This window comes from Pseudomonas sp. PD9R (assembly GCF_019200975.1).
Classification (GTDB): Bacteria; Pseudomonadota; Gammaproteobacteria; order Pseudomonadales; family Pseudomonadaceae; genus Aquipseudomonas.
This window is the reverse complement of sequence record NZ_JAHTMR010000001.1, coordinates 145,742-168,451: the sequence shown is the minus strand read 5'-3', so window position 1 is coordinate 168,451 and position 22,710 is coordinate 145,742. Positions and strand designations below refer to the sequence as shown.

At 53.3% G+C, this 22,710-nt stretch carries 19 protein-coding genes and 1 other RNA gene; 7 read left to right on the top strand and 13 right to left on the bottom strand.

Annotated features, from left to right (window positions below; translation table 11 throughout):
• Window positions 1–559: 559 nt before the first annotated feature.
• Complete coding sequence (locus KUF73_RS00735; protein ID WP_218436139.1) at window positions 560–925, top strand: hypothetical protein; 366 nt, start codon at window positions 560–562, stop codon at window positions 923–925.
• 79 nt (window positions 926–1,004) lie between these two features.
• On the opposite strand, the gene KUF73_RS00730 is transcribed toward KUF73_RS00735, so the two are convergent.
• The gene (locus KUF73_RS00730; protein WP_218436138.1) at window positions 1,005–1,976 is read right to left on the bottom strand and encodes an HNH endonuclease signature motif containing protein; all 972 of its coding nucleotides are present in this window, start codon (window positions 1,974–1,976) and stop codon (window positions 1,005–1,007) included.
• 182 nt (window positions 1,977–2,158) lie between these two features.
• On the opposite strand from KUF73_RS00730, the gene KUF73_RS00725 reads away from it, so the two are divergent.
• The 3 genes from KUF73_RS00725 to KUF73_RS00715 all read left to right on the top strand — a co-directional run bounded on the left by KUF73_RS00725 (window position 2,159) and on the right by KUF73_RS00715 (window position 5,207).
• Complete coding sequence (locus KUF73_RS00725; RefSeq protein ID WP_218436137.1) at window positions 2,159–2,728, top strand: recombinase family protein; 570 nt, start codon at window positions 2,159–2,161, stop codon at window positions 2,726–2,728.
• Window positions 2,729–2,997: 269 nt separating this feature from the next.
• Entirely contained in the window at window positions 2,998–3,873 is an 876-nt protein-coding gene (locus KUF73_RS00720) for a hypothetical protein (protein WP_218436136.1), read from the top strand.
• Between the two features lie 572 nt (window positions 3,874–4,445).
• Window positions 4,446–5,207: a TIR domain-containing protein gene (locus KUF73_RS00715; RefSeq protein WP_218436135.1), complete on the top strand. Its 762-nt coding sequence runs from the start codon at window positions 4,446–4,448 to the stop codon at window positions 5,205–5,207.
• 738 nt (window positions 5,208–5,945) lie between these two features.
• Here KUF73_RS00715 and KUF73_RS00710 read toward each other — a convergent pair.
• The 3 genes from KUF73_RS00710 to KUF73_RS00700 form a co-directional block, all read right to left on the bottom strand.
• Window positions 5,946–7,133, bottom strand: coding sequence for a hypothetical protein (locus KUF73_RS00710; protein ID WP_218436134.1), 1,188 nt, complete (start codon window positions 7,131–7,133; stop codon window positions 5,946–5,948).
• Complete coding sequence (locus tag KUF73_RS00705) at window positions 7,121–7,507, bottom strand: hypothetical protein (protein WP_218436133.1); 387 nt, start codon at window positions 7,505–7,507, stop codon at window positions 7,121–7,123. The genes KUF73_RS00710 and KUF73_RS00705 overlap by 13 nt, the downstream gene beginning before the upstream one ends.
• Before the next feature lie 908 nt (window positions 7,508–8,415).
• Window positions 8,416–8,703, bottom strand: coding sequence for a DUF3892 domain-containing protein (locus KUF73_RS00700; protein WP_218436132.1), 288 nt, complete (start codon window positions 8,701–8,703; stop codon window positions 8,416–8,418).
• Between the two features lie 131 nt (window positions 8,704–8,834).
• On the opposite strand from KUF73_RS00700, the gene KUF73_RS00695 reads away from it, so the two are divergent.
• Both KUF73_RS00695 and KUF73_RS00690 read left to right on the top strand, forming a co-directional pair.
• Window positions 8,835–9,197, top strand: a complete 363-nt coding sequence (locus tag KUF73_RS00695) for a helix-turn-helix domain-containing protein (RefSeq protein WP_218436131.1) — start codon at window positions 8,835–8,837, stop codon at window positions 9,195–9,197.
• On the top strand, window positions 9,197–10,075 hold the full coding sequence (locus KUF73_RS00690; protein ID WP_218436130.1) for an ImmA/IrrE family metallo-endopeptidase: 879 nt from the start codon (window positions 9,197–9,199) through the stop codon (window positions 10,073–10,075). The genes KUF73_RS00695 and KUF73_RS00690 overlap by 1 nt, the downstream gene beginning before the upstream one ends.
• A 203-nt stretch (window positions 10,076–10,278) precedes the next feature.
• On the opposite strand, the gene KUF73_RS00685 is transcribed toward KUF73_RS00690, so the two are convergent.
• The 4 genes from KUF73_RS00685 to KUF73_RS00670 form a co-directional block, all read right to left on the bottom strand.
• Window positions 10,279–10,926 carry an Eco29kI family restriction endonuclease gene (locus KUF73_RS00685; RefSeq protein ID WP_218436129.1) on the bottom strand — a complete coding sequence of 216 codons (648 nt, stop codon included), beginning with the start codon at window positions 10,924–10,926 and terminating at the stop codon, window positions 10,279–10,281.
• The gene (locus KUF73_RS00680) at window positions 10,923–12,134 is read right to left on the bottom strand and encodes a DNA cytosine methyltransferase (RefSeq protein WP_218436128.1); all 1,212 of its coding nucleotides are present in this window, start codon (window positions 12,132–12,134) and stop codon (window positions 10,923–10,925) included. Before KUF73_RS00680 ends, KUF73_RS00685 begins: the two co-directional genes overlap by 4 nt.
• Window positions 12,131–12,550 carry a very short patch repair endonuclease gene (locus KUF73_RS00675; protein WP_218436127.1) on the bottom strand — a complete coding sequence of 140 codons (420 nt, stop codon included), beginning with the start codon at window positions 12,548–12,550 and terminating at the stop codon, window positions 12,131–12,133. The genes KUF73_RS00680 and KUF73_RS00675 overlap by 4 nt, the downstream gene beginning before the upstream one ends.
• Window positions 12,551–12,887: 337 nt before the next feature.
• Window positions 12,888–13,268: a hypothetical protein gene (locus tag KUF73_RS00670; RefSeq protein ID WP_009043509.1), complete on the bottom strand. Its 381-nt coding sequence runs from the start codon at window positions 13,266–13,268 to the stop codon at window positions 12,888–12,890.
• 253 nt (window positions 13,269–13,521) lie between these two features.
• Here KUF73_RS00670 and KUF73_RS00665 point away from each other — a divergent pair, with 253 nt between their 5' ends.
• Complete coding sequence (locus KUF73_RS00665; protein WP_218436126.1) at window positions 13,522–13,740, top strand: hypothetical protein; 219 nt, start codon at window positions 13,522–13,524, stop codon at window positions 13,738–13,740.
• A gap of 188 nt (window positions 13,741–13,928) precedes the next feature.
• Here the strand turns inward: KUF73_RS00665 and ffs are convergent.
• The 5 genes from ffs to smc all read right to left on the bottom strand — a co-directional run bounded on the left by ffs (window position 13,929) and on the right by smc (window position 22,710).
• Window positions 13,929–14,025: signal recognition particle sRNA small type (ffs, locus tag KUF73_RS00660), an RNA gene on the bottom strand.
• Between the two features lie 229 nt (window positions 14,026–14,254).
• Window positions 14,255–15,421 carry a putative zinc-binding metallopeptidase gene (locus KUF73_RS00655; RefSeq protein ID WP_218436125.1) on the bottom strand — a complete coding sequence of 389 codons (1,167 nt, stop codon included), beginning with the start codon at window positions 15,419–15,421 and terminating at the stop codon, window positions 14,255–14,257.
• Between the two features lie 166 nt (window positions 15,422–15,587).
• Entirely contained in the window at window positions 15,588–17,945 is a 2,358-nt protein-coding gene (ligA, locus tag KUF73_RS00650) for an NAD-dependent DNA ligase LigA (RefSeq protein ID WP_218436124.1), read from the bottom strand.
• A 141-nt stretch (window positions 17,946–18,086) separates the two neighbouring features.
• Window positions 18,087–18,941 carry a cell division protein ZipA gene (gene zipA, locus KUF73_RS00645; protein ID WP_218436123.1) on the bottom strand — a complete coding sequence of 285 codons (855 nt, stop codon included), beginning with the start codon at window positions 18,939–18,941 and terminating at the stop codon, window positions 18,087–18,089.
• A gap of 280 nt (window positions 18,942–19,221) precedes the next feature.
• The gene (gene smc, locus KUF73_RS00640) at window positions 19,222–22,710 is read right to left on the bottom strand and encodes a chromosome segregation protein SMC (protein ID WP_218436122.1); all 3,489 of its coding nucleotides are present in this window, start codon (window positions 22,708–22,710) and stop codon (window positions 19,222–19,224) included.

Below are 22,710 nucleotides of genomic sequence, written 5' to 3'. Positions count from 1 at the left end.
CGTGGTAGATGATTTTATAAAATTCAAAAACGCTATTTCTCCGTGTCTGTCCTTCGGCTTAATCAAGCTCGACTTGCAAACAACAAAACACCTCCAAGCCCGCGCCTGTCGGACGTTGGTTATATTCTGTGGACGGACAGTTAATACTTTTTCGTATCGACTACAATGCAATTGAAAATCAGACTGCATGACATCTTGGTTATTAATATTCAAGGTAGTCTTTAACGCCCCCAACCAGGCAATGGATTAGACATAGGAAATCTATCATGTTAAATAACATATGTACTTCCAGGATCGATTTATGGGAGATTCAGTCAAGGGTGATCCTTCATACCCGTCGACACCTAATACTAAAGAGCGCCAAACCATGAATACAATACAACCTTCAATGATCATCTACTCAATCACCGGCGGAATGATCTTATTCAATGCTTTGCGTTATCTATCATTCATTTGACCAAATCGAAAATAAATCTTGAATCTCTTGTGCATTAACCCATTCATGCAAAGATTCAGACAACCAACGCAATCACAACTCACACCAAACTTGGAATTAGACATGACATTAGATGAACTAGATATAGAATACGCACTGGAATATCAGCGATACATACTGCAGAGCCAAGCAGAGCAAGACCTGCATCAGTTGGAATCAGAAAAACAAAAATTTGAATCGAAAGCAGAAGAACTTCTATCTGAATTAGAAGATCAAAAGCACGCTCTTAAGCGCCACCAACAGATACTTAAAGAACTAGAACTCCAGCATCAGGACCTGGAATACGAAATCGATGAACTTTCAAATCACATAAACAAACTAAACCAGTCAATACATGGCGAAACGTCTGCATTAGATGAGCTTCTACGACAACAACAATCATACGGAAAATTATTTAGACTTTCGGACAAATTTGTTAGTATCTCGTGACAGGTCTGACCTTCCGCCCCTAGTTTTTGAGTTCGAGCCAGCGCTAATTACCAAACAAATTGACTGGCTCCAGAAAATCTCAATTGTGACGTTTCATCTTCGCAGCGACAACTTCCAAGCAGCGCTCCCGCAACTGATCACGTTCTGCACCGAAATGGGCTTGTCGATGTGCATTCGCAGACAAGGCTATGACGTTCTCAACCGTGTCGGGGCCGCCCTCAGATAGTGGGATGATGTGGTGGGTCTCTAGATAGACACCACCATTCGCCATCCGAAAGCCGGGGACCTCTGTTAGTTCACAGCCCCCTTCAGAACGCTCCAGTACCTGCCGACGAACGCTTGGATCACGATAACGTTGTACGCCTTTATACGTATATGTATCAGGCCGTTCATCGGTAGCAAACTGATCTGCAACGACTACATCGCTGACGATGCCCAAACCCGACTGAGTGGGGAACCCCTCAGTATCTATCTTTCCGAGACTGACATTCCCTTGGTCGCGATTGCCTCGAACCAAAACGAAAGCCCCAGTGTCATCATCAAACGACTCGACAAACCATTCCAGGTCATCCAGTTGTCGCCCAATCGCACGGTCGAACTCATCTCCCTCATCTTCCTTTTCACGGACAGGCCCAGACACGATTACCACTCGCATAGGGGCCGAGTTCAAGTGGGCAAGCTGGACAGTAGCGTTGAAATGCTGCGCACGGCTGATACGTGGGTCTTTGATCGTTCGATTTCTGTTTTTTGGGTCTTTTTCAAGCTGTCGGATCAACGCGTCGGCATACGCCCTCAGATTTCCAACGAAACACACACGTCCTTGGCTATCGACACCTATTTCTTCGAACCAAACGCAGGACAGCAATATGCTTCCATCGACACTTCGGAAAGACCATTCATAGCAATACCCGCCATTTGATTGAGGTCGGGTGACTGGCTGACCATCTTTTTTCCTGAAGCCCCACGCTCGGACGTCAATACCCGCGCTTTGCACACACTCTATGATCATCCGCTTCCTGATCGGTCTTAAATCCTCTAGTGCAATACCCACTTCTCACTCCTTATCGATTCCATCCGTGTTTGGGTTCGATGATAACAGCGCATCACCAAACGACCGTTTTTTGAGCCCAAGATTTACCGTTTCCGTGCGATACAACAAAATAGCTCTTGATAGTATTTGATACCACGCTAGAGTGATACTACCTTTTATGATCCTTTCCTCAGGGTAATCTCATGTCGCGTACATTTCTTTACTGCCGAGTGAGCACCGCGAACCAGTTCACTGAAAACCAAGTGCTAGAAGTGAAATCTGCAGGTTTTGATATCCAATCAAACCGAGTGGTCGAAGAAACTATTTCAGGCAGCATTGCTGCGTCAGAACGACCTGGGTTTCAGAAGCTACGTGACCGAATGGAATCGGGTGACGTTTTGATCGTTACCAAGCTAGACCGCTTGGGTCGAAACGCAATGGACGTATGTCTCACGGTTGAGACATTGGCAAACGAAGGCATCCGAGTGCACTGTTTGGCCTTGGGTGGCGTTGATCTAACCTCTGCGGCCGGGAAGATGACAATGCAAGTCCTTGGCGCAGTCGCGGAGTTTGAGCGTGATCTACTAATCGAGCGCACCCAGCAAGGTTTAAAACGTGCGCAAGCAGAAGGAAAGAAGCTAGGTCGCCCTGTTGCGGTGAAAACGACCGAAAGCGTTCAAAAGCTTAAGAGCCAGGGATACGTACAGACCCAAGTCGCATCAGAGTTAGGGATTGGCATTGCAACCGTGAAACGCCACTGGAATACAATCTAGTAGGATTCCGCCGGGGGGGGTAATTTCATCACCACCCTATTTTCGGCCTAAACATCATTCTGGGTCCCCTTGGTTAAACATTATGAATTCCAGGGCTAGGTGCACAAGTAACTGGCCGTACAAGCCTACACCCCTCGACGGGCTTAGGCGTTCAGCTCAACTCAAACGATAGCCATCCTAAAATGTCTCGAAAACGCCCCACTCCTTCGCAAGAACGCCGCCTGCTGGAAGCAAACGCTAATCGTTGCTGTGTCTGCAAAAGGTATGGCATGGGTCTAAACCTGCATCACATCGACGGTGATCCCTCTAACACGGTTGACGCGAACATGGCGGTTCTCTGTGTTGAACATCATGATCTGCATCACCGCCCATCCAAATATACGCCGGTATCTAAGCACCTTGAACTGGACAGTGCCAAACTACTTTCCTCCAAGGCTTCTTGGGAGGCATTTATATGTGAAGCAAGAAAACCAGCCCCTGAAATACTAGCCACCATCACCGGATACGGAACCTTCGAACTCATTCATTCGATAGAACTGGTAATGCAATGGAATGACGAAAGAATTGAATTCGTCAGGGCTTTCCATCTTCGCGATGGAACCCTTGATCAGTTGACAGATGAGGTCATTAACGAAGTATCACAAATAGGGAAAAATATTAAACTAGCGCTAATCGACGAGCCACAGCCAGTGGAACATTGCCCTTGTTGCGGACGGGGTTCTAGCCTCACAATTAAGTCCGCTGTAGCCTCGCGACTTACGAATCCCGATTGGAAAACTAAATCCATTTGTTCAATCTACATTAACCCGAATAGGGCATCGCTCGCTTTCGACTTCAGCTTAGGCGACGTGACGTTATTTACGGGCAGCCTTCATTTGTGTAACGGTCAATACCTACACTACAAAAGCGATGGGATAGATGATCCCATCGAACTGAAACCCCGACCAAGTGTGCGAACCCAGGCGGCACGCATCGTGGACAGCTTACTGAATGAATGGAAGCCTGCTCACGTATTCATGGGTACTGGCGAAATAGATACTCCTACGCTTATTCAAACGCTTCAGTTACCAGCAGTATGGGAGCAAAGAGCGACAAACACCTCACATCGGCGAAAAAGCCATACTAAAGCCAAGTCACCCCACTGAATTGGACATACCCCCAAAGGTGAGCCAATCGTCCCGGTCAAAGGGTGATTATGCAAAGGCCACATAATGTCGGCATCCATTATGTGCGCACCTTTGTCCCCCTTTTTTGAAATGTATTCACCTTCCACTTTGATGAACTGGGTCGAAAGACTTGGTGCTCGCTCACGAAGATAAGTCGCAGCGTCGTCACCAATGTCCTGTGCTTTCTCTGGCCGCTCGCTACACATTCAATAACAGAGCTACGAAGACCGCTTTTCAAGGTATTCATAGAATGACACAGACTTTGCACCATTTTTTGGGCCGGGTGTGTGGAAGTCGTGACTGAGTGACTTATTTCTCCCCAAGCTTCAACCGCAACCGAATGATTCTCAGTACGAAGACTTGTTGGGCTGCATCCCACCCCATCCTGAGGAATCATGGCAATTCCCGGACAATTTTGAATACCCGTAAACGTGACCTCGTTTGATGTGGACATTGCACCTGCGCAGCCCTAATGTTCGGCTGCATCAGTGCGAATTGGCGCATGAAAGCCCATTGATCCAAAGCAGCCAGCACATACACGGAGCGGTACCATGAAAGAGTTCAAAGGCAGTTTTGACGAGCTTCAGCAAAAAATCGAAGAAATTGGATGCGTTGGTCTGTGGACAGATATAGAACACGGTAAGCAATTCAAATCCAACGAGGGCGGCATCATGAACTGGTACTCGGGTTCTGGCCGCATCATGTATCAAGGTGCCGCTGCTGCCAGGGCTAAACTTGAAGCCCAGCTTGGAGTGGAACCTGGTGCTACAGCGCCTGTAGGTGCATTTGCCGCTGCTGCTCAAACGCACACTGCAACCCCGCCGACAGCCAAGGCAAAGGATAAAGTCTTTGTCGTTCATGGTCACGATGCGGTGGCAAGGGAACAGCTAGAACTCGTCTTACACAAACTGGGCCTTGATCCTTTCGTCCTCGCTAACACTGGTGGTAGAGGCCTCACCATCATCGAATCGCTAGAAGGCGAAATAGGCGGAAACGCCGATGCAGCAAGATTCGGGATTGTCTTGATGACCCCTGATGACATGGGATATTCAAAGCGGGACGGAGACGCGAAAGTGGAACCGCGCGCACGCCAGAATGTGGTGCTTGAAATGGGGATGTTAATTTCTGCTCTTGGTCGCCCACACGTAGCAATCTTGAAAAAAGGGCACTTAGAGGTCCCTTCTGATGCCGACGGTATCTTGTACATCGGATTTAACGACCATGTAAAAGAGACTGTCCCAAGGTTGGTCGAGCGACTCACACAAGCAGGTTTTATCATTGATGGCGGTGCGATTGCTCGAGCAGCATCATGACTCATCAACGCTATTGATCCGAAAATGGCCGCTACCACAGACTTAGTCCAAGATCAGTGCAGCGACCATCTTCGTTGTTATCACTTTTTTACCCAGTGGTCCCGTCGAGTCGATCTGTCAGCGTGTCTACCGACGTGGGCACGTTTACGCTATTCATGCCTTAGCTTGCCTCACACTGTTGAAACGCAAATCTTGAGGCAAATACTTGGCAGATCGGGTTTGCACATTCGATGCCTACCTTGCCGTACCCGACGGCGTTCGCACACTCTGCAATGAACCCAAGCAAGTGCCGTCCTAATCCCTTTCGCCGAACTTTGAAGCCTATCCGCGCGATGACCAGTGTAGAGCCATCCCATAAGTCTCCCTTCGGTGGCATGCCCCTGAAGTAAAGATCATATTTTGTCGTGCTAGCACAGACGGTCGGAACAATCCACACATTCAAGTTCGTCCGTTTGTAACCAAATTGCTGAGTGAGATACAGCGTCAACAGCTCTGCGAACCGAATTGCCAAAGATTATTTTCAGAAAGCTACGTCTTTCATTCAGCCCCTTTGCACTTGGTTAAGCCCCCCGAGCAAAGGCGACAGGTTATATTCCCCAACCAGTAACCACCCGCAAACACCCGGACCTGGGGGAACCCATTGATCAAGCAATACAAGCCTGCGACATGACATTTCAATGGGTTCGTGATCTCAATGGCAACTTCAATTGCAATGTCTTTCGGTTTTTCCAGATGAAGCTAGTCACTCCCTTTAGTAAAACCAAACATCTTTGAACTTTGATCAACAAAGTAATCGTGTGTAAAAGAAATGATATCAACGTAATCTGAGTAGACTATATGAAGTTGATTACTGTAGTGCTCAGACCTAGGAAAAACCCTCCAATGAGCGGGCTCCCCAGGAAAGGTTTCAATTTCACCATCACTTCGAAGCACAATGATCTTATCGCTCATTTCAAGAACAGTACCAAATGGAGCAGTACCGGTTGCTATCGGCTCTTCATTGATATGCAGAACCTGCTCACCCTTCTTCTCAAACTTCGCATTACTTCCAGCAAAACCCTTGGTGCCCGCGTAGTTTAGGACCGATATCACACCGTCGGATATTTTATATATTTTTTCGCGACTTCCCCAAAAACTTTCAGGTCGCTGGCTTTCGCTTTCTCCAAAAATTTCTTCTTGGTCTATAACGCGATCGAACACTCTGAATTTTTTATTTGATCCAGGTTCACGCTCTTCTCTAAAGCTTGCCATAAAACCGTGGTCTTGGCTCCAACCCATCACACTCTGAAAAGCCCAGTCACAGGCATTGCAAGCGTTCGTGGCTAACTGGCGTCCATCACCAAGGATCTTTCCAGCACTTTGACTAGTAAAGCGGGGAACGTTGAAATCAAACAGCCCGTCTACTCCAGCGGCCGTTGCTATGGCACTGAATCGGTCCGAGGCTTTTACCTGGAAGACACTGGCGTCATGATGCTTCTGGAGTTCGGATTTTTTGTGTTTCCCAGTTCTTGGGAACGAGAACAAACCCTCTTCCCCACCCCCAAAAAATTGGTTGTAATAAACTTCCGTATCAGTAGGAAGAAAATCAAATGGGCTGTCACTTGTAGACCAATAATCCTTGGATTTAAGTCTCTCGGCAGCCTCGAGCGAAAAATCCGCAAGTGAGAAAAGCTGTGACTTGATCGGAGTTTCAACATGCGGATCTCGGAGTATCTTTCTCACTTTAGGATTGTAAAATAGATCGCTATCCGAGAAAGCTACCCGTATTGCTGTTTGCATTGCTAAATTTTCAAGCGCAACCCTATCTATGAAAGCGCCCCAGTCCACCCGATGTAACTCACCCTCATCCCCAAGAAGCAACAACTCTCCCGAGTATATTTGGGAGTCCCAGAATGAACCTGGTATTCTGATTTTCACAGAGCGCATTTTTTACCCCTAACAATACGGGCCATCTGCACTTTTGATATATAACCCCCATCTTTCCATACGCTAAGTATAGATTGCGCCGGTCTGTCCCAGGGGGAAATCCAGTGGGCTACTGGATAGCCGTGCCAGTTCAAATGGGAATCGCCCACAAACTTTGCAAAGTGGGCGTTGCAGCTATCTGGCGGGGGAGCAGTACCAAGCGGCAGGATGGTGCCATCATTAACCTTGATACCCCAGTAGCAATCTTTCGCGAACCAATGAGCGTTGGCCGCATCCTCGAAACAGGTTATTTCGTCGATCACCGGCACAGTCCACTGGGACTTGATCCCGGCATAGGCTCTGTTGCGATGCTGTGGGTTAGGGGTATACGGCAAGGCTCCCTCCTGGCTATGGTTCGCTATAAACGCGCTGCCAAGCTTGGCGCTTTTGATCGTGTAATGTCAACGTACCATCATGTGAACCCGTTTTTCATCGGAAGCCTATAGGCTTACCAGCTTTGCCAGCATGCTAATTTGACGCAAATGCGCCCATGGGAAAAAGCATTCACCAACTAGCACTTGAAACATTGCGTGAGGCTAAGACCAAGAGGTTAAAACCAGGAACGTTCAACACTATGGGTTAAATCGCCCCATGTTGACGAACCAGCTTGGACGGGGCTACGCGAAGGGGGTGACATGGGGGCACCCGACTACGTGCTATCAGAAAGGGCTAAAGGGGCTAAATGGGTCCACTTTATTGGCATGGTCCGATCAAAAAAAAGCCGCCAATATTTTTTTGCATCCCAGAGGTTTTCTGGCTGCGAATTTACGTACAACACCTACGTACAACGCAGAAACGAAAAACCCGCAAAACTTGATCCACGGGGATTTTTTATGATTACAGATACGGATAAGCGTTGCAGCCGAATTGGGCATTGGCATCGCCACGGCTAAACGTCACCGGAACAAGTAAGTCTGAAAACATTCCCGCCGTCCTGGCTCACGCCCATCGCAAGCCTGATCAATCTTTGGCTTTGGAAATCAAACGACAAAAAAATGGGCGGCGTAGCCGCCCGTGGGAAGGGTACATAACTTATCGCTTGCTGTTAGGTGTTACTTTTACCGGAACCCAGGCGTGACCGGGTTTCGTTGTTGGGGGAAGCTGGCGGTTGTCTGGCACGGTTGTGTAGTTCGGCAGCTTACCCCCACGGGGGCCGACCTCTTGATAAATCCCGCCGTTGTCACCAGTGCTTTCACCTGGTTTTTTGTTTGTAGTCATAATTTTATCCTCGATTATGTCGACATCATTTCAGTGGGCATTGGTTCAGAGACAGCAAGTTGTTATTCCAGCGTCCATCTGCATAGGTGCGCACATACGGCGCCTTCCCTGTCTCCCTGACAACGCCGATGTAGGCACGTTGTCCATTGGCCGAATCCATCACGTAGAACGTGTTGGTTTTGGCGTCGATGCTTTGAATCACCTGCTCGCGAGTCCACATCCAATTCCCGCCCGGGTTGCCCAGATGCGTGATGTGTTCATGTGTGCTTTGGGTGTTGGGTTTGGTGATGCAAGTCACTTGTACGTCAGCCATAGCAATTGCCTTCCTTCTTGCATACGCAAGTATCGTCATCTATAGTTTGACGAATTCGTCATGACCCCAGCCAAAATAAAAGGCCGAGAGGGCCATGACGAAACAGTCAACTAAAACTATACGGTTCCGTCATGTCACAGTCAACCCCACCACCTCCATCTCCTTCCGAGGTCTTTCCTAACCGATTGCGTACCGCACGTGAGTATCGCGGCCTAAATCAAGCAGAGCTGGCCAAAAATGCCGGTATGCAGCCTTCCGCAATCTCCCACTTTGAAACTGGTACTCGAAAACCGTCTTTCGACAATCTTCGCATCCTTGCTGATAGCCTCGATGTCACTACCGACTACCTTTTGGGTCGCGTTGAAGAGTTCAAAGACCTTGCTGGCGCTGATCGTTTGCACCGCCACTATGAGTCACTTGATGGGTCCGACCGAAAAATGGCCGATGACCTCATAACGATGCTAGCCAAACGTGCACAGGAGAAAGATAAGTAATGACCAAAAGCGACCCCTATGCCTTTGCCTCAATCGCTGCTGAGCAAATAATCAAAGGGATGGGGGTTGTCAGCTTGCCCATCGACCCCAAAGCAATCGCTCGCGGACGAGGCATCGAGGTCGTAGCAAAGCCCATGCAAAGCGAGGGGGTCTCGGGAATGCTGGTTCGTTTTGGTAACGACTTCGCCATTGCCTACGCCACCCACCTTCAAAACGAGGGTTTTGAGAACTTCAGTGTCGGCCATGAACTGGGACATTACTTCCTGCCCGGCCACGCTGATGCTGTCATAACGGGTGATACCGGCTCGCATCTATCACGCGCAGGGTTTTCGTCCGGCAATAAATATGAAGCCGAAGCGGACCGCTTTGCCGCAAGTTTTCTGATGCCCCGGCATCTGTTTTACCCGGCGATTCAACAGGCGGGGAGCGGCTTGGCAGCAATCGAAAACCTCGCGGCGCTGTGCAAGACCTCGCTGCATGCAACCGCTATACGGTACACGCAATGCACCCGCGATCCAGTTGCCATCATCATCAGCCGTGGCGGCACCATCGACCATTGTTTCATGTCAGCGACGCTAAAGAACATTGACGGGATTGATTGGCTAAAGAAACGGGAAGGGGTACCACGTAACACGGCAACCTACGCGTTCAACCAAGTCGTAGACAATGTTTTGCATGGTGTGCGGGTCGAGGCAACCTCCAACTTTCAGGATTGGTTCGGCGGACGGCGTAGCATCGAGATCAGCGAAGATGTGGTTGGCCTTGGTCGCTACGGTAAAACACTAACCGTGCTGTATGACATCAACGTCCCCGAGCCAGAGGACGAGGAAGACGAGGAAGCTCTTATTGAATCTTGGACGCCACGCTTCAAGCATTAACCATATCGAGTCACGTGGGATGCTTGCCGATAGATACGCCGACACGGTGTGACTTTCAGCCCGACCTTTCCGAATAAGCACCGATAGCAACAACGCACACGCCGAGATTATTGGCGGCGTATGTGATAACCCTAGATAAAAAGGGATCAGGTTTTGAGCTGATCCCCCTTGTGACGATTGATAGACCCGCCCTTCCCTAGCAGCTATTCGCCTTCTGCTTTGATGAACTGGGTCGAGAGGCTTGGGGCTCGTTCACGAAGGTAAGTCGCAGCGTCATCGGCAATGTCCTTCGCTTTCTCGGGCCGCTCAGCAAGATTCATTGCCCATGATCGACCTGGATGCAATACGTCCCAGCGCGGACGCATGCCGGCGTGACGCCCCTTTCCTGGGTTATGGTTGCCGAAGCCATCAATCAGCGAATTCCATACCGGTGTAAATCTGGCGATGATTAGCGATTCACCCAACGGAATCCAAATGTCGTCCACCACCAAAAAACGGCAATGGAAATCATCGATATTCAGGTTCTCAGCCGCACGAATGCTGTCAGCATGTTCCTTCAACCTCTTTTGAAGAACTTTCCCCGGTGAACCTAAATCAGCCCCCATTCGGGCGCCAGCAGGAACAGCTTTGCCTACATAAATCGGCAACATGAACTGCCCACTTTGATTCAATGACGCTAAACGCGCATATGCAGGAAAGTCACCGGTGTAGTAAATCGCGTACACCCCTGCCCCATCAAACGCAGGTAATGCACTGAGTGGGTGTACCTCCTTGGACAGCAACGCTTCGGCAACGCTGGCACCTAGATTTTTCTTGTCTAACGGATTGAATGGAATGACTTTGCCCGTCATGCGACGTTTACCACCTTCTTGACGGTTTTCTGAATGCGGATGATTTCAGCAATTGCCAATTTTTCCGCAACACTCGAAGCGACTTGCTGCGCCAGTAATACCGGTACTGCATTACCAAGCTGTCGCATCGTTTCGGACCAACTTCCGTGGAACCGGAAACCGTCTGGGAAGGTTTGAATGCGAGCGCTTTCACGGACAGTGAAATAACGCACATCGCCATTTGCCTTGACCAACATGTTTTCGCCGCCCGGTACGCCATGGTCACCAGCTTTCAGAGTTTTGGCTGGTAAATCCAACGGGCTCCCCGTGTGACCTGGGTATGAGCGAGCACCGCCCTGAAATGTATGGTTAGGCACTTTCAGTGCTGCCTTGGTTTCAGGATCAGGAAGATCGGCAATCGCATCACGAACCGTTCTCCATGGCGCTTTATCCATGGGAAGCAGATCGTTCTTCAGCTTACGGACACGTGACAAAAGCTTGGTAGGAACTTCTGGCATTTTGAGACCATGTCGAGCCCAGTATTCACCGGTAACCCACTGTGAATGCAGCAAGGCATCGTAGCTGTGAGTTTCTTCCGGAAAGGACCATTCAACTCCGAGGTCATCCCTAAAACCAACGATGAAGACCCGCTCCCGTTTCTGTGGCACGCCATAATCAGCAGCGTTCACAAGGGTTGGTACCACGTTGTAGGTATGACCTTTACCTTTGCGCTTACCCGAGGTTCGCTCGGTTTGCAGGCGCATCAAATGATCATGCCAACCCTCGTCCTTTCGACGTGGTAATTCTGGGAACTCAAGTTGGAGCAAAATGTACTGGTAGTAATTTGCGAAAGCAGCCCGTGTCAGACCCTTTACGTTTTCTACGATGAACGCTTTTGGCTTTAATTTGCGGATGATTTCAACTGTCGCGGGGAACATGTCACGACTGTCATCGTAGGCACCATGTTTACCGCCAATGGAAAACGGTTGGCACGGAGGACCACCGGCAAGCAACTCAATGCCTTCCGGAACACTGCTCCAGTCAAAACCACGCACATCACCTTCGTGCAGCTTCCAGTGCTGCACCAGGGGATAGCCACGCTTCTGGTTTTCACGAACGGTATCGCAAGCCCACTTATCCCACTCGACGACAGCCAAGTGTGAAAACCCAGCTATTTCACACCCCATAGCAAGGCCGCCCGCACCCGCGAATAGCTCAACGGATTTCATTGCGTGTTCCCCCGACCAAGAAAGCCATTCAGCATTTTCTCTAATAGATTCAAATCTTTAAGCTCACATTCCCAAATCACAAAAGCATCCCACCCCAGTGATTTTAGCTGAAGCAGCTTGCGTGCATCGCGCTCTCTGTTGCCTTCCAATTTTGGAATCCAGAAGTCCAGCCGCGATTTAGGCAACCTTGCAAGCGCACAGCCGTCGTGTCGATGCCAAAAGCATCCGTGAACGAAAATGGCTTTTTTCTTACGCTTGAAAACGATGTCCGGACTACCTGGAAGGCTACGGTCGTGAAGCTGATAGCGATAGCCGAGCGAAAAAAGTAGCCGACGCACCACCATTTCCGGACGGGTGCCCTTTGACTTCACCCTGGCCATTCGACGGCTTCGTTCAGAGGGGGTCAGCGTATCCATGAATCTTACCAGCCACACGGAATTCATTCATTACTAAAAACTCCGAACGGTGTGCCGGATAGATCAATGCAAGCGCAAAGAAGAGGCATCAAACCCGCCAAATCCGTCCACATCAATCATATCGTCTCTCATCACCACCACCCAGTGGATTAACTGTATGCGCATACAGCAAACCTGACAATGAGATCGTTTGAGGCTATGACAATTAGGCTGCAGAATGCATTCAATGATGAGCTTTTGTAAGCGCGCCCTAAACCCCATCTGCACATGAAGCGCCGATTCAAGGATGCTGAGCTCCCATTTCTCGCTCGGATCGACCGATCCGCCGGACGGTCTGTTAGTCGTTACGTGTCTGTTCAAGCCGCTTATCAAGCTCGCTTGGCGGCAAGTTCGGCGTCGAGTGAAGCGTCAGCCAGACGGCCCGCAGAATGTTGATCGCGGCCATGTTCAGGTGTTGTTCGGCGGCGTGCAGGGCCAGTTCGGCTGCCAGGCGCTTATCGGCAGCACTGAGGTGCGCCGTTTTGTGGGTCATGTCCGCATCGACGTTGGCCAACAGCCCCTGGAGTTCCTGCACCGCCTGATCCGATGCCTGACGCATGTCCGCCAGCAGGCGGCTGGCTTCGGCAGGCGTCATGGCCAAGGCGCGGACGCTGCGAAAAGTCAGGCGGGCGGGCAAGGTGGCCAAACTGAAACCCGTCGAAATTAACTTGCCAATCATGCGAACAACTCCTGTAAACGAGTGTTTCAGCAGCCTATCAGAGCAAATCGCAAAAAAATGTCTGCTCATCGCTTGCCAGAATCAACTCTCCGCCTCTTTTTGGCATCAAGCTGTTGCCGCTGGTCGAATCCGATCCAAAGGACTGGTCAGGTCGAATGCAAACAATGTGGCAGGCCTGTGCAATTATCTCCCAGCCCCAGCCAGCAGCGAGATGGGCTAGGATTCCCGCACCACCCACTCAAGGACGATAGCCATGTCAGATAACCCAGAAGCCAAGATCGCCACTGCGGATGCATTGACTTTGCTCCTGCATAACCAGCACGCCTTAGGTGCTGCCATAGAAGAGATCACCAAGTGGCTCTCAGAAAATGGAGTGGGAAGTATCGCTGCTAATGCGATGGCGGCCATGGAAACACTCGACACGAATGCACAAGCCATCACAGACGCGATCATGCGGCTACGGCAATCGTAGGAGCCAGTAGCACGTTGCCGCCAGTTGCAGCTACAGGTGGTTGGCAAGGGGAAGGGTTGGAGAAACGATAGGCAGACGATAACATGCCGCTTACGGTGCACCACTTAGGTGTACCTAAACGCTGTCACACTTCGAATTTTTTTGCTGATAAATCCTTGTAGAATCAAGGACTTAGAGATAGGAGGCAACCCCACCAGCCACACCCCGGCACACAATGTTCCCGCTGTGGCTGCTGCCTTCCGGCTCTGACCAGGTTCACGGGTAATCGTTGCGGGGGGACCGATGGGGTCACCATAACGACGCTCACCTGACGGTGAGCCGCGCCATTGTACCTATCTGAGACGAAGTTACAACCGTTCGGGGGTATTAAAAAACATGAGGCCGTTCAAAGACATGCGCTAATGATAAAAATCAGCCTATGCAGGAGCGAGCTTGCTCGCGAAGGACATTAACAATAACGCGTGCTGCCTGGATAAACGCGTCGCTCTCACGCTCATCGCGAGCAAGCTCGCTCCTACAGGTCTTGCAACACTTCGTCTGCCTTGCCGCCCTCACGCTGGATCACCAGATGAATGAAATGCAGCTTGGCGATCACTGCGGGCGGCAGCACGAAGGGATAAAAATCCGGCTGTCCCATGCTGCGCGACAGCTCGTTGAGCATGCCGGCCAGTTCGATCCACGCATTGACGAACGACAGAAACACCGCGCCGCCGGGATGTTGTGGATCGTAAAGGGTGCTTGAAGGAAACGGCTGATAATCGAAATCCATTTCCCGGGCACTCATGCCAAACCCCAGTGCGGTATCCACCGCGTCCATCATATGTAGATAGTGCGCCCAGGTTTCGGCCCAGTCCTCCCAAGGGTGCATGGTGGCGTAGGCACTGACGTAATGCTGCTGCCAGACGAGCGGTGCACCCTGTTGATAATGCCGCTCCAAAGCTTCGACGTAGCTCGCGCGCTCATCGCCGAACAGGCCCCGGAACGGTTCAAGCCAGTCGCTGTTGGCGATCAAACGGTCCCAGTAGTAGTGCCCGACTTCGTGTCGAAAATGCCCGAGCAAGGTGCGATAGGGCTCGCGCATTTGCACCCGTATTTGCTCACGATGGGCGTCATCGGCTTCTTTGATATCGAGAGTGATCAAGCCATTGGCGTGACCGGTGGTCGGTGGCTTGCCTTCGAGATCGACGCCGATGAAATCGAAAGCCAGACCCGTCTCTTCGTCGACGGTCTTCGGGATAACCTGCAAGCCAAGGCTGACCAGTTGTGCGACCAGACGACGCTTGGCCGTCTCGACCTTGCGCCAACGTTCAGGGTTCTCGGGAATTGAAAGATCAGGGATGGTGTGATTCAGGCTACAGGCGATGCACAACGTATCGTCAACCTTGGCAGGCAATAGCCAGTTGCACGCGGCAGGGGAATCGAGGTTGGCACAGCGACGAAACAAGCCCGCTTCGGGATCGACATCAAGTGACCAGGTGTTCGATTGCTCACCCGGCTGCAGCGAGGACAGGCGACTGCGCTCTGGCTGATAGCCCAACGCTGCCGAACAGGCTAAACACTGACTGTTGCGAAAAAACAGCGACTGCCCGCATCGACAGGGCCAGACTTTGCTGTTGCGCGAGCTTTCGCCCATGAAGGGTGCGGCGATGCGCGAGCTGAGCTGTTCGAAGAAACGGTACATGGCGATCTCTCCCTGGGGCTTGCCAAGACTAGATCATTAGTGCGCCGTGATCGTTCCCGCGTTTTTGTATGGGGTAAATCAAAAGATCGCAGCCTTCGGCAGCTCCTACATTGACCGTGCAGGAGCTGCCGCAGGCTGCGATCTTTTGATCTTGATTTTCGAGGTGTCAAACAGTAATGCCGTACCCTTTCAAAAACGCCACAAACGCCTCTTCATCCAGCACCTTCAACCCCAGCTCGTTGGCCTTGGTCAACTTCGAACCTGCCCCCGGCCCGGCAACCACACAATGGGTCTTGGCCGACACGGAACCCGCCACTTTAGCGCCAAGGCTTTCCAGCTTGTCCTTGGCCACGTCGCGACTCATCAACTCCAGCGAGCCGGTCAGCACCCAGGTCTGACCCGCCAGCGGCAAGCCTTCGATGACTTTTTTCTCGCTCTGCCAATGCATGCCGAAATCAGCCAGCTGCTTTTCGGCCGCCTCGGCCAGTTGCCGATGCTCATCGACCGCAAAAAATTCACGAACCGAATTGGCCTGTTTCTCCGGCAATGCCTGACGCATGTCCAGCCAGTCGGCGCTGATCACCGCTTGCAGCGAACCGAACTTCTCAGCGAGCTTTTGCGCCCCACCCGGCCCGACCGAAGGAATGTGCAGCTTGTCGAGAAAACCACCCAACGTGGTACTGGCGGCAAACTCGGCACCCAGTTCGCCCTGATCCTGAATCTGCAAACCATGCTTGAGCAGATCCGCAATCACCTGCTGGTTATGCGCGTCTTCGAAAAAGCTGTGAATCTCGTGCGCCACTTCCAGCCCGACATCCGGCAAGTACGTCAGCACCTGCGGCAAGGCCTTTTGCACCCGCTCCAGGGAACCCAGGGAGCGCGCCAGGACCTTGGCCGTCTCTTCGCCGACATCAGGGATCCCGAGGGCATAGATGAAGCGTGCCAGGCCAGGTTTTTTGCTGTCTTCAATGGCGCCGAGCAGGTTCTTGCTCGACAGCTCGGCGAAGCCTTCCAGATCCACGATCTGCTCGAACGTCAGGGCGTACAGATCGGCTGGCGAACTGACCAAACCCTCATCCACCAATTGCTCGACGCTCTTCTCGCCCAGGCCTTCGATGTCCATCGCCCGGCGCGAAACAAAGTGAATGATGGCTTGTTTGAGTTGGGCACCACAGGCCAGTCGACCGACGCAGCGATACACCGCGCCTTCGCTGACGGTCTCGCGGCCCTTGCTGCGTTTGACCAGTTGCGTACGTTCGACGTGGGAGCCGCAGACCGGGCACTTTTCTGGAATCTGCACAGGTCGTGCGTCATCCGGACGACGCTCAAGTACCACTTGCACCACTTGCGGAATCACATCGCCGGCACGGCGGATGATCACCGTATCGCCGATCATCAGTCCCAGGCGCGCCACTTCGTCCATGTTGTGCAAGGTCGCATTGGCCACGGTGACACCCGCGACCTTGACCGGTTTTAGACGCGCTACTGGCGTGACAGCACCCGTGCGACCGACCTGGAATTCCACGTCGAGCAACTCAGTGAGTTCTTCCATGGCCGGGAATTTATGAGCGATGGCCCAACGCGGCTCGCGGGCACGGAAACCCAATTCACGCTGGGAGGCAATGCTATTGACCTTGAACACCACGCCGTCGATTTCATAGGGCAGCGCGTTACGGCGCTCACCGATGTCGCGGTAGTAATCCAGGCATTCGGAGATGCCTTTCGCCAGTTTCAGCTCATGACTGATTGGCATGCCCCAAGCCTGCAACTGCTTGAGGTTACCGATATGGGTTTCAGCGATATCGCTGGACACCTGACCGATGCCATAGCAGCAGAATTCCAGCGGACGGTTGGCAGTGATTTTCGAATCCAGCTGACGCAAGCTGCCCGCCGCAGCGTTGCGCGGGTTGGCGAAAGTCTTGCCGCCGACTTCCAGTTGCGAGGCATTAAGCCGTTCGAAACCAGCCTTGGACATGAACACTTCGCCGCGCACTTCCAGGATTGCCGGCCAACCGGTGCCGTGCAATTTGAGTGGAATGTTGCGCACGGTACGCACGTTGACACTGATGTCTTCGCCGGTGGTGCCGTCGCCCCGCGTCGCACCGCGCACCAGCACCCCGTCCTGATACAACAAGCTGACCGCCAGGCCATCGAGCTTCGGTTCGCAGCTGTATTCCACCGCCGCGCCGCCGCCGAACAGATCACCGGCCGGCAGGTCCAGACCCTCGGTCACCCGGCGGTCGAACTCGCGCATGTCGGTCTCTTCGAAGGCGTTGCCGAGGCTGAGCATGGGCACTTCATGGCGCACCTGGGTGAACGCCGACAGCGCCGCGCTGCCCACTCGCTGAGTCGGCGAGTCGCTGGTGATCAGTTCCGGGTTGGCGGCTTCGAGAGCCTTGAGCTCGTTGAACAACCGATCGTACTCGGCGTCCGGAATGCTCGGCTCATCCAGCACGTGATAGCGATAGTTGTGCTGATCCAGCTCGGCACGCAGTTCTAGAATGCGGTTTTTGGCGGCAGTCATGGGTGTTCTCTCGTAAAGCAAAAGAGCAGCCGAGGCTGCTCCTATTTTATTCAATCAAGATCAAGAGATCGCAGCCTCGTTTCACTCGACAGCTCCTACAGGGATCGAAATTTCCTGTAGGAGCTCTGCGATCTTTTGACTTCAGCGTTTCTGGGTCAACGCGCGGCGCTCAAACTCGACGATGCGCTGACGGTAATGCTCAATCGTCTGCGCGGTCAGCACGCTGCGCTGATCATCCTTCAGTTCGCCGTTCAGCTCCTGGGACAGCTTGCGCGCGGCAGCCACCATCACGTCAAAGGCTTGCTTGGGATGACGCGGACCTGGCAAGCCGAGGAAGAAGCTCACCGCCGGGGTGCTGAAGTGGTCGATGTCGTCCAGATCGAAGACACCCGGCTTCACCGCGTTGGCCATGGAGAACAGGACTTCGCCATTACCCGCCATGCTTTCGTGGCGGTGGAAGATGTCCATTTCGCCAAAACGCAGGCCGCTTTCCAGAATGTTCTGCAACAGCGCCGGGCCTTTGAAGCCGGCCGCATCACGGCAGATCACGCTGATCACCAGCACTTCTTCAGCCTGTGGCTGCTCTTTTTCGCTGACCGATGGCGAAGGTTTGGTGTCTTCAACAAAATCGTCGTCACGGCTGCTGAAGCTCGGGCCGCCATCCAGATCCAGGCTGAGGTTCATGTCGCCCTGTGACGGCTCACCATGACCACGCTTGCCGCGCTTGGAACCCGATTCACGGGGTTCACGGGCGGGCATGCTCACCGACGGCAGATCATGCTCGTCCAGTTGCGGTTCCTGTTGGTCGTCCAGCACGCGAGACGGGCCCAACAGCTCGGCGCTGGTGTCCTCGTCCGGCAAATTGGACAGACTTCGATCAAGGCGGAATTTCAGTTTTCCCTTGCCGCCGCGCATACGGCGCCAGCCATCAAAAAGAATACCGGCAATGACAATAATGCCGATGACGATCAGCCACTCGCGCAGACCGATTTCCATGTAATCCCGTGCCTCTATAAAAAATGCTGAAAAATAAGGGGTTTACAACCTGTAAACCGCTTTAAAACGTGACGCCAACTCTATGTTCTGACAGGCGTTTTGCTCACGTATACGAAAAATTGACATTAAACTAGCACGACCAAAGGCAACTTTACACCGTCTGTCAAAATGGACGCGCAAATTATGTCATTTCGCCAGCCTGAGCCCGACGTAGCGCCAGGATCAAAAGATCGCAGCCTTCGGCAGCTCCTACATTGATTGGCGGAGGCTGCGCCTGCAATCAGGCGTCCACCATCGCCATTGCCTCCTCTACATCCACGGCCACCAGACGCGAACAACCGGGCTCGTGCATCGTTACTCCCATCAGTTGATCGGCCATTTCCATGGCGATCTTGTTGTGGGTGATATAGATGAACTGCACCGTCTGCGACATCTCTTTGACCAATCGTGCGTAGCGTCCAACGTTAGCGTCATCCAAGGGTGCGTCAACTTCATCGAGCATGCAGAACGGCGCCGGGTTCAACTTGAAGATCGCAAAAACCAGAGCCAGTGCAGTCAGGGCTTTTTCGCCGCCGGAGAGCAAATGGATGGTGCTGTTTTTCTTTCCTGGCGGCTGCGCCATGATCGTTACCCCTGTATCGAGTAGATCTTCGCCCGTCAGTTCCAAATACGCGCGACCGCCACCGAAAACTTTTGGGAAAAGCGCCTGTAAACCGCCATTGATCTGATCAAAGGTATCTTTGAAACGGTTTCGGGTTTCCTTGTCGATCTTGCGAATCACGTTCTCCAGCGTGTCGAGCGCTTCGACCAAATCGTCGTTCTGCGCATCCAGATAACGTTTACGCTCGGATTGTTGCTGGTATTCATCGATGGCCGCGAGGTTGATCGCGCCGAGGCGCGCAATCCGCGCGGCGATGCGCTCAAGTTCTTCCTCGGCGGCTTTCTCGCTGGCCTCGGCGGTCAACGTGGCGAGCACACCGTGCAGGTCATAGCCGTCTTCGAGCAACTGATCCTGCAACGCTTTGCGGCGCACAGTCAGGGCCTGCCACTCCATGCGCTGCTGTTCGAGCTGACCCCGGATCAATTGCGATTGCTGTTCGGCCTGGTTGCGACGTTTCTCGGCATCACGCAGTTCGCGGTCGGCATCTTCAAGGGCGATCTGCGCGGTCTTGAGTTCTTCGTCGACGGTCATGCGCTTGTCGAGCAGCTCTTCGAGTTTCAGGCGCAGCTCTTCCAGCGGTGCCTCGCCCTCCTCCAGATTGAGGCTCAGTTGTTCGCGCTTTTCGGTCAGGCGTTCGGACTGCATTTCCAGACGCTCCAGCGCCTGGCGCGTCGAATCGTGCTGCGCCTTGAGCGAGCCCAACCGCACCGCCAATTGATGGGCGTGATCCTTGTGCTGCCGGGCTTCCTGACGCACTCGATCAAGACGCTCGCGCAAGCTGTCGCGCTGGGCCAGCAGCAGTTCGCGCTGCTCGGTATCGAGGGCCATGCTGTCGAGGGCTTCCTGCAATTGCAGGCGTGCTTCGCCAATGCTTTCGTGCTCCAGAGCACGCTGTTCACCCAGCTCGGTGATTTCTTCATCGAGGCGGGTACGACGCAAGGTCAATTGCTCGGCCTTGGCTTTGCCGGCCGACAATTGAGCTTTCAATTCGCCTTGCTGACGGGCCTCGTCTTGCAGCAGCCGTCGCAAATGTTCGCGGCCATTTTCCTGCTGACGCTGTTGCGCCCGCAGGTTTTGCAATTCGGTTTCCAGGGTGTCGACGGCGGCTTCGCGTTCTTCGCGCTCATGTCCCAGCTTCTGGATTTCCTGACCACGGGCGAGCATGCCGCTTTCCGCTTCGCTGGCGCGACGCACACGCAGAAAATGCCGGCCAACCCAGTAACCGTCACGACTGATCAGGCTCTGGCCGGCGGCCAATTGACCGCGCAAGGCCAAGGCCTGTTCAAGACTGTCGACCGGTTTGACCTGACCCAGCCACGGCGAGAGATCGATCTGTGCTTCGACCTTGTCTAGCAGGCTGCCCGGCACCCGCGCGCCATCGCTGGCCGGGCTGAGCAAACGCAGATCGCCCTGGCTAAACCCGGACAAATCGAAATCATTGAAATCATCCACCAGAACAGCTTGAAGATCGGCACCGAGCACGGTTTCCACCGCCAGCTCCCAACCGGCTTCAACCTTCAGGCCTTCCGCCAGACGCGGACGATCCGCCAGATGTTGTTCACGCAGCCATTCGGCGGTGCCGGTACCGGGATCGAGCGCCGCTTGTTGCAAAGCTTCCAGTGAGGCCAACCGACCGTTGAGCCGCTGCAAATCGCCTTGCGCCGTTTGTTGTGCCGTCAGCGCCTGCTGCAATTGCTGGCGCAGCTGCTCAAGCTTTTCTACCTGCGCTTCTTCGCTGGTTTGCAAATCCTCAAGCGTCGCTTCGGATTCAGCGAGCTGCTCGTTGAGTTCCATGATTGCCGCGTCTTCCGGGTCAGCCGAAAGCAAGGCTCTCTCTTCGCCAAGACGCTTCTGTCGATCAGCCAAACGCTCCAGGCTGGTTTCCAGCTGCTGGATTCGCGACTGCTGAACTTCAGCCTGACGCCGCGGCTCGGCAGCCGTCAGGTTGAACGTGTCCCACTGCTCCTGCCAGCCGTGCATGGTGGTTTCGGATTCTTCCAGCGCGGCGGCGGCCTCTTCGGCGGCGGCGCTGGTGACTTCCTGCTCAGGCGTGAGCATGCCCAGTTCTTCGCCGAGGGTCAGCAGCAACGTGCGATCGTGGCCCAAGTGCGATTCGGTTTCCAGGCGCGCGCGTTCGGCTTCCTTCAGATCGTCCTGCAACTGACGCAAACGCTGCTGACCATGCTGAATGCTCTGCTCGACCCTGGCGATGTCGCCGCCGACCGAATAGAAGCGCCCCTGCACCAGATTGAAGCGCTCGGAGAGATCGTGGTGCCCGTCACGCAACCGTTCGATGCTGGCATCGGCATTGCGCTGCTCGGCTACCAGGGCTTCGAAACTGATTTCTTGCGTGCCGATGACCGCTTCACGCTGGCCGACCTGTTCGTTCAGGTCCTGCCAGCGCAAGGCTGACAGTTGCGCCTTGAGCTGACGCTCTTCGCTTTTATATTCCTGATACTTCTTGGCCGCTTCGGCCTGACGGTGCAAGCGTTCAAGCTGACGCTCGAGTTCTTCGCGCAGGTCGGTCAAGCGGGCCAGGTTTTCGTGGGTGCGGCGGATACGGTTTTCGGTCTCGCGGCGGCGCTCCTTGTACTTGGAGATGCCCGCTGCTTCTTCGATGAAGTTACGCAAGTCTTCGGGCTTGGACTCGATCAGCTTGGAGATCATCCCCTGCTCGATGATCGAATAGCTGCGCGGGCCCAGGCCGGTGCCGAGGAAGATATCAGTGATATCGCGACGGCGGCATTTGGTGCCGTTGAGGTAATAGGTAGTCTGGCTGTCGCGGGTCACTTTGCGGCGAATGGAAATCTCCGCGTAAGCCGCATATTCGCCAAGCAGCGTACCGTCGGAGTTGTCGAAAACCAGTTCGATGCTCGCCTGGCTGACTGGTTTGCGGCTAGTGGAGCCGTTGAAGATGACGTCGGTCATCGACTCGCCGCGCAGGTTCTTGGCCGAGCTCTCGCCCATTACCCAACGCACGGCATCGATGATGTTCGACTTGCCGCAACCATTGGGCCCGACCACTGCCGCCATGTTACTGGGGAAGTTCACCGTGGTGGGATCGACGAAGGACTTGAACCCCGCCAGCTTGATGCACTTGAGCCGCAC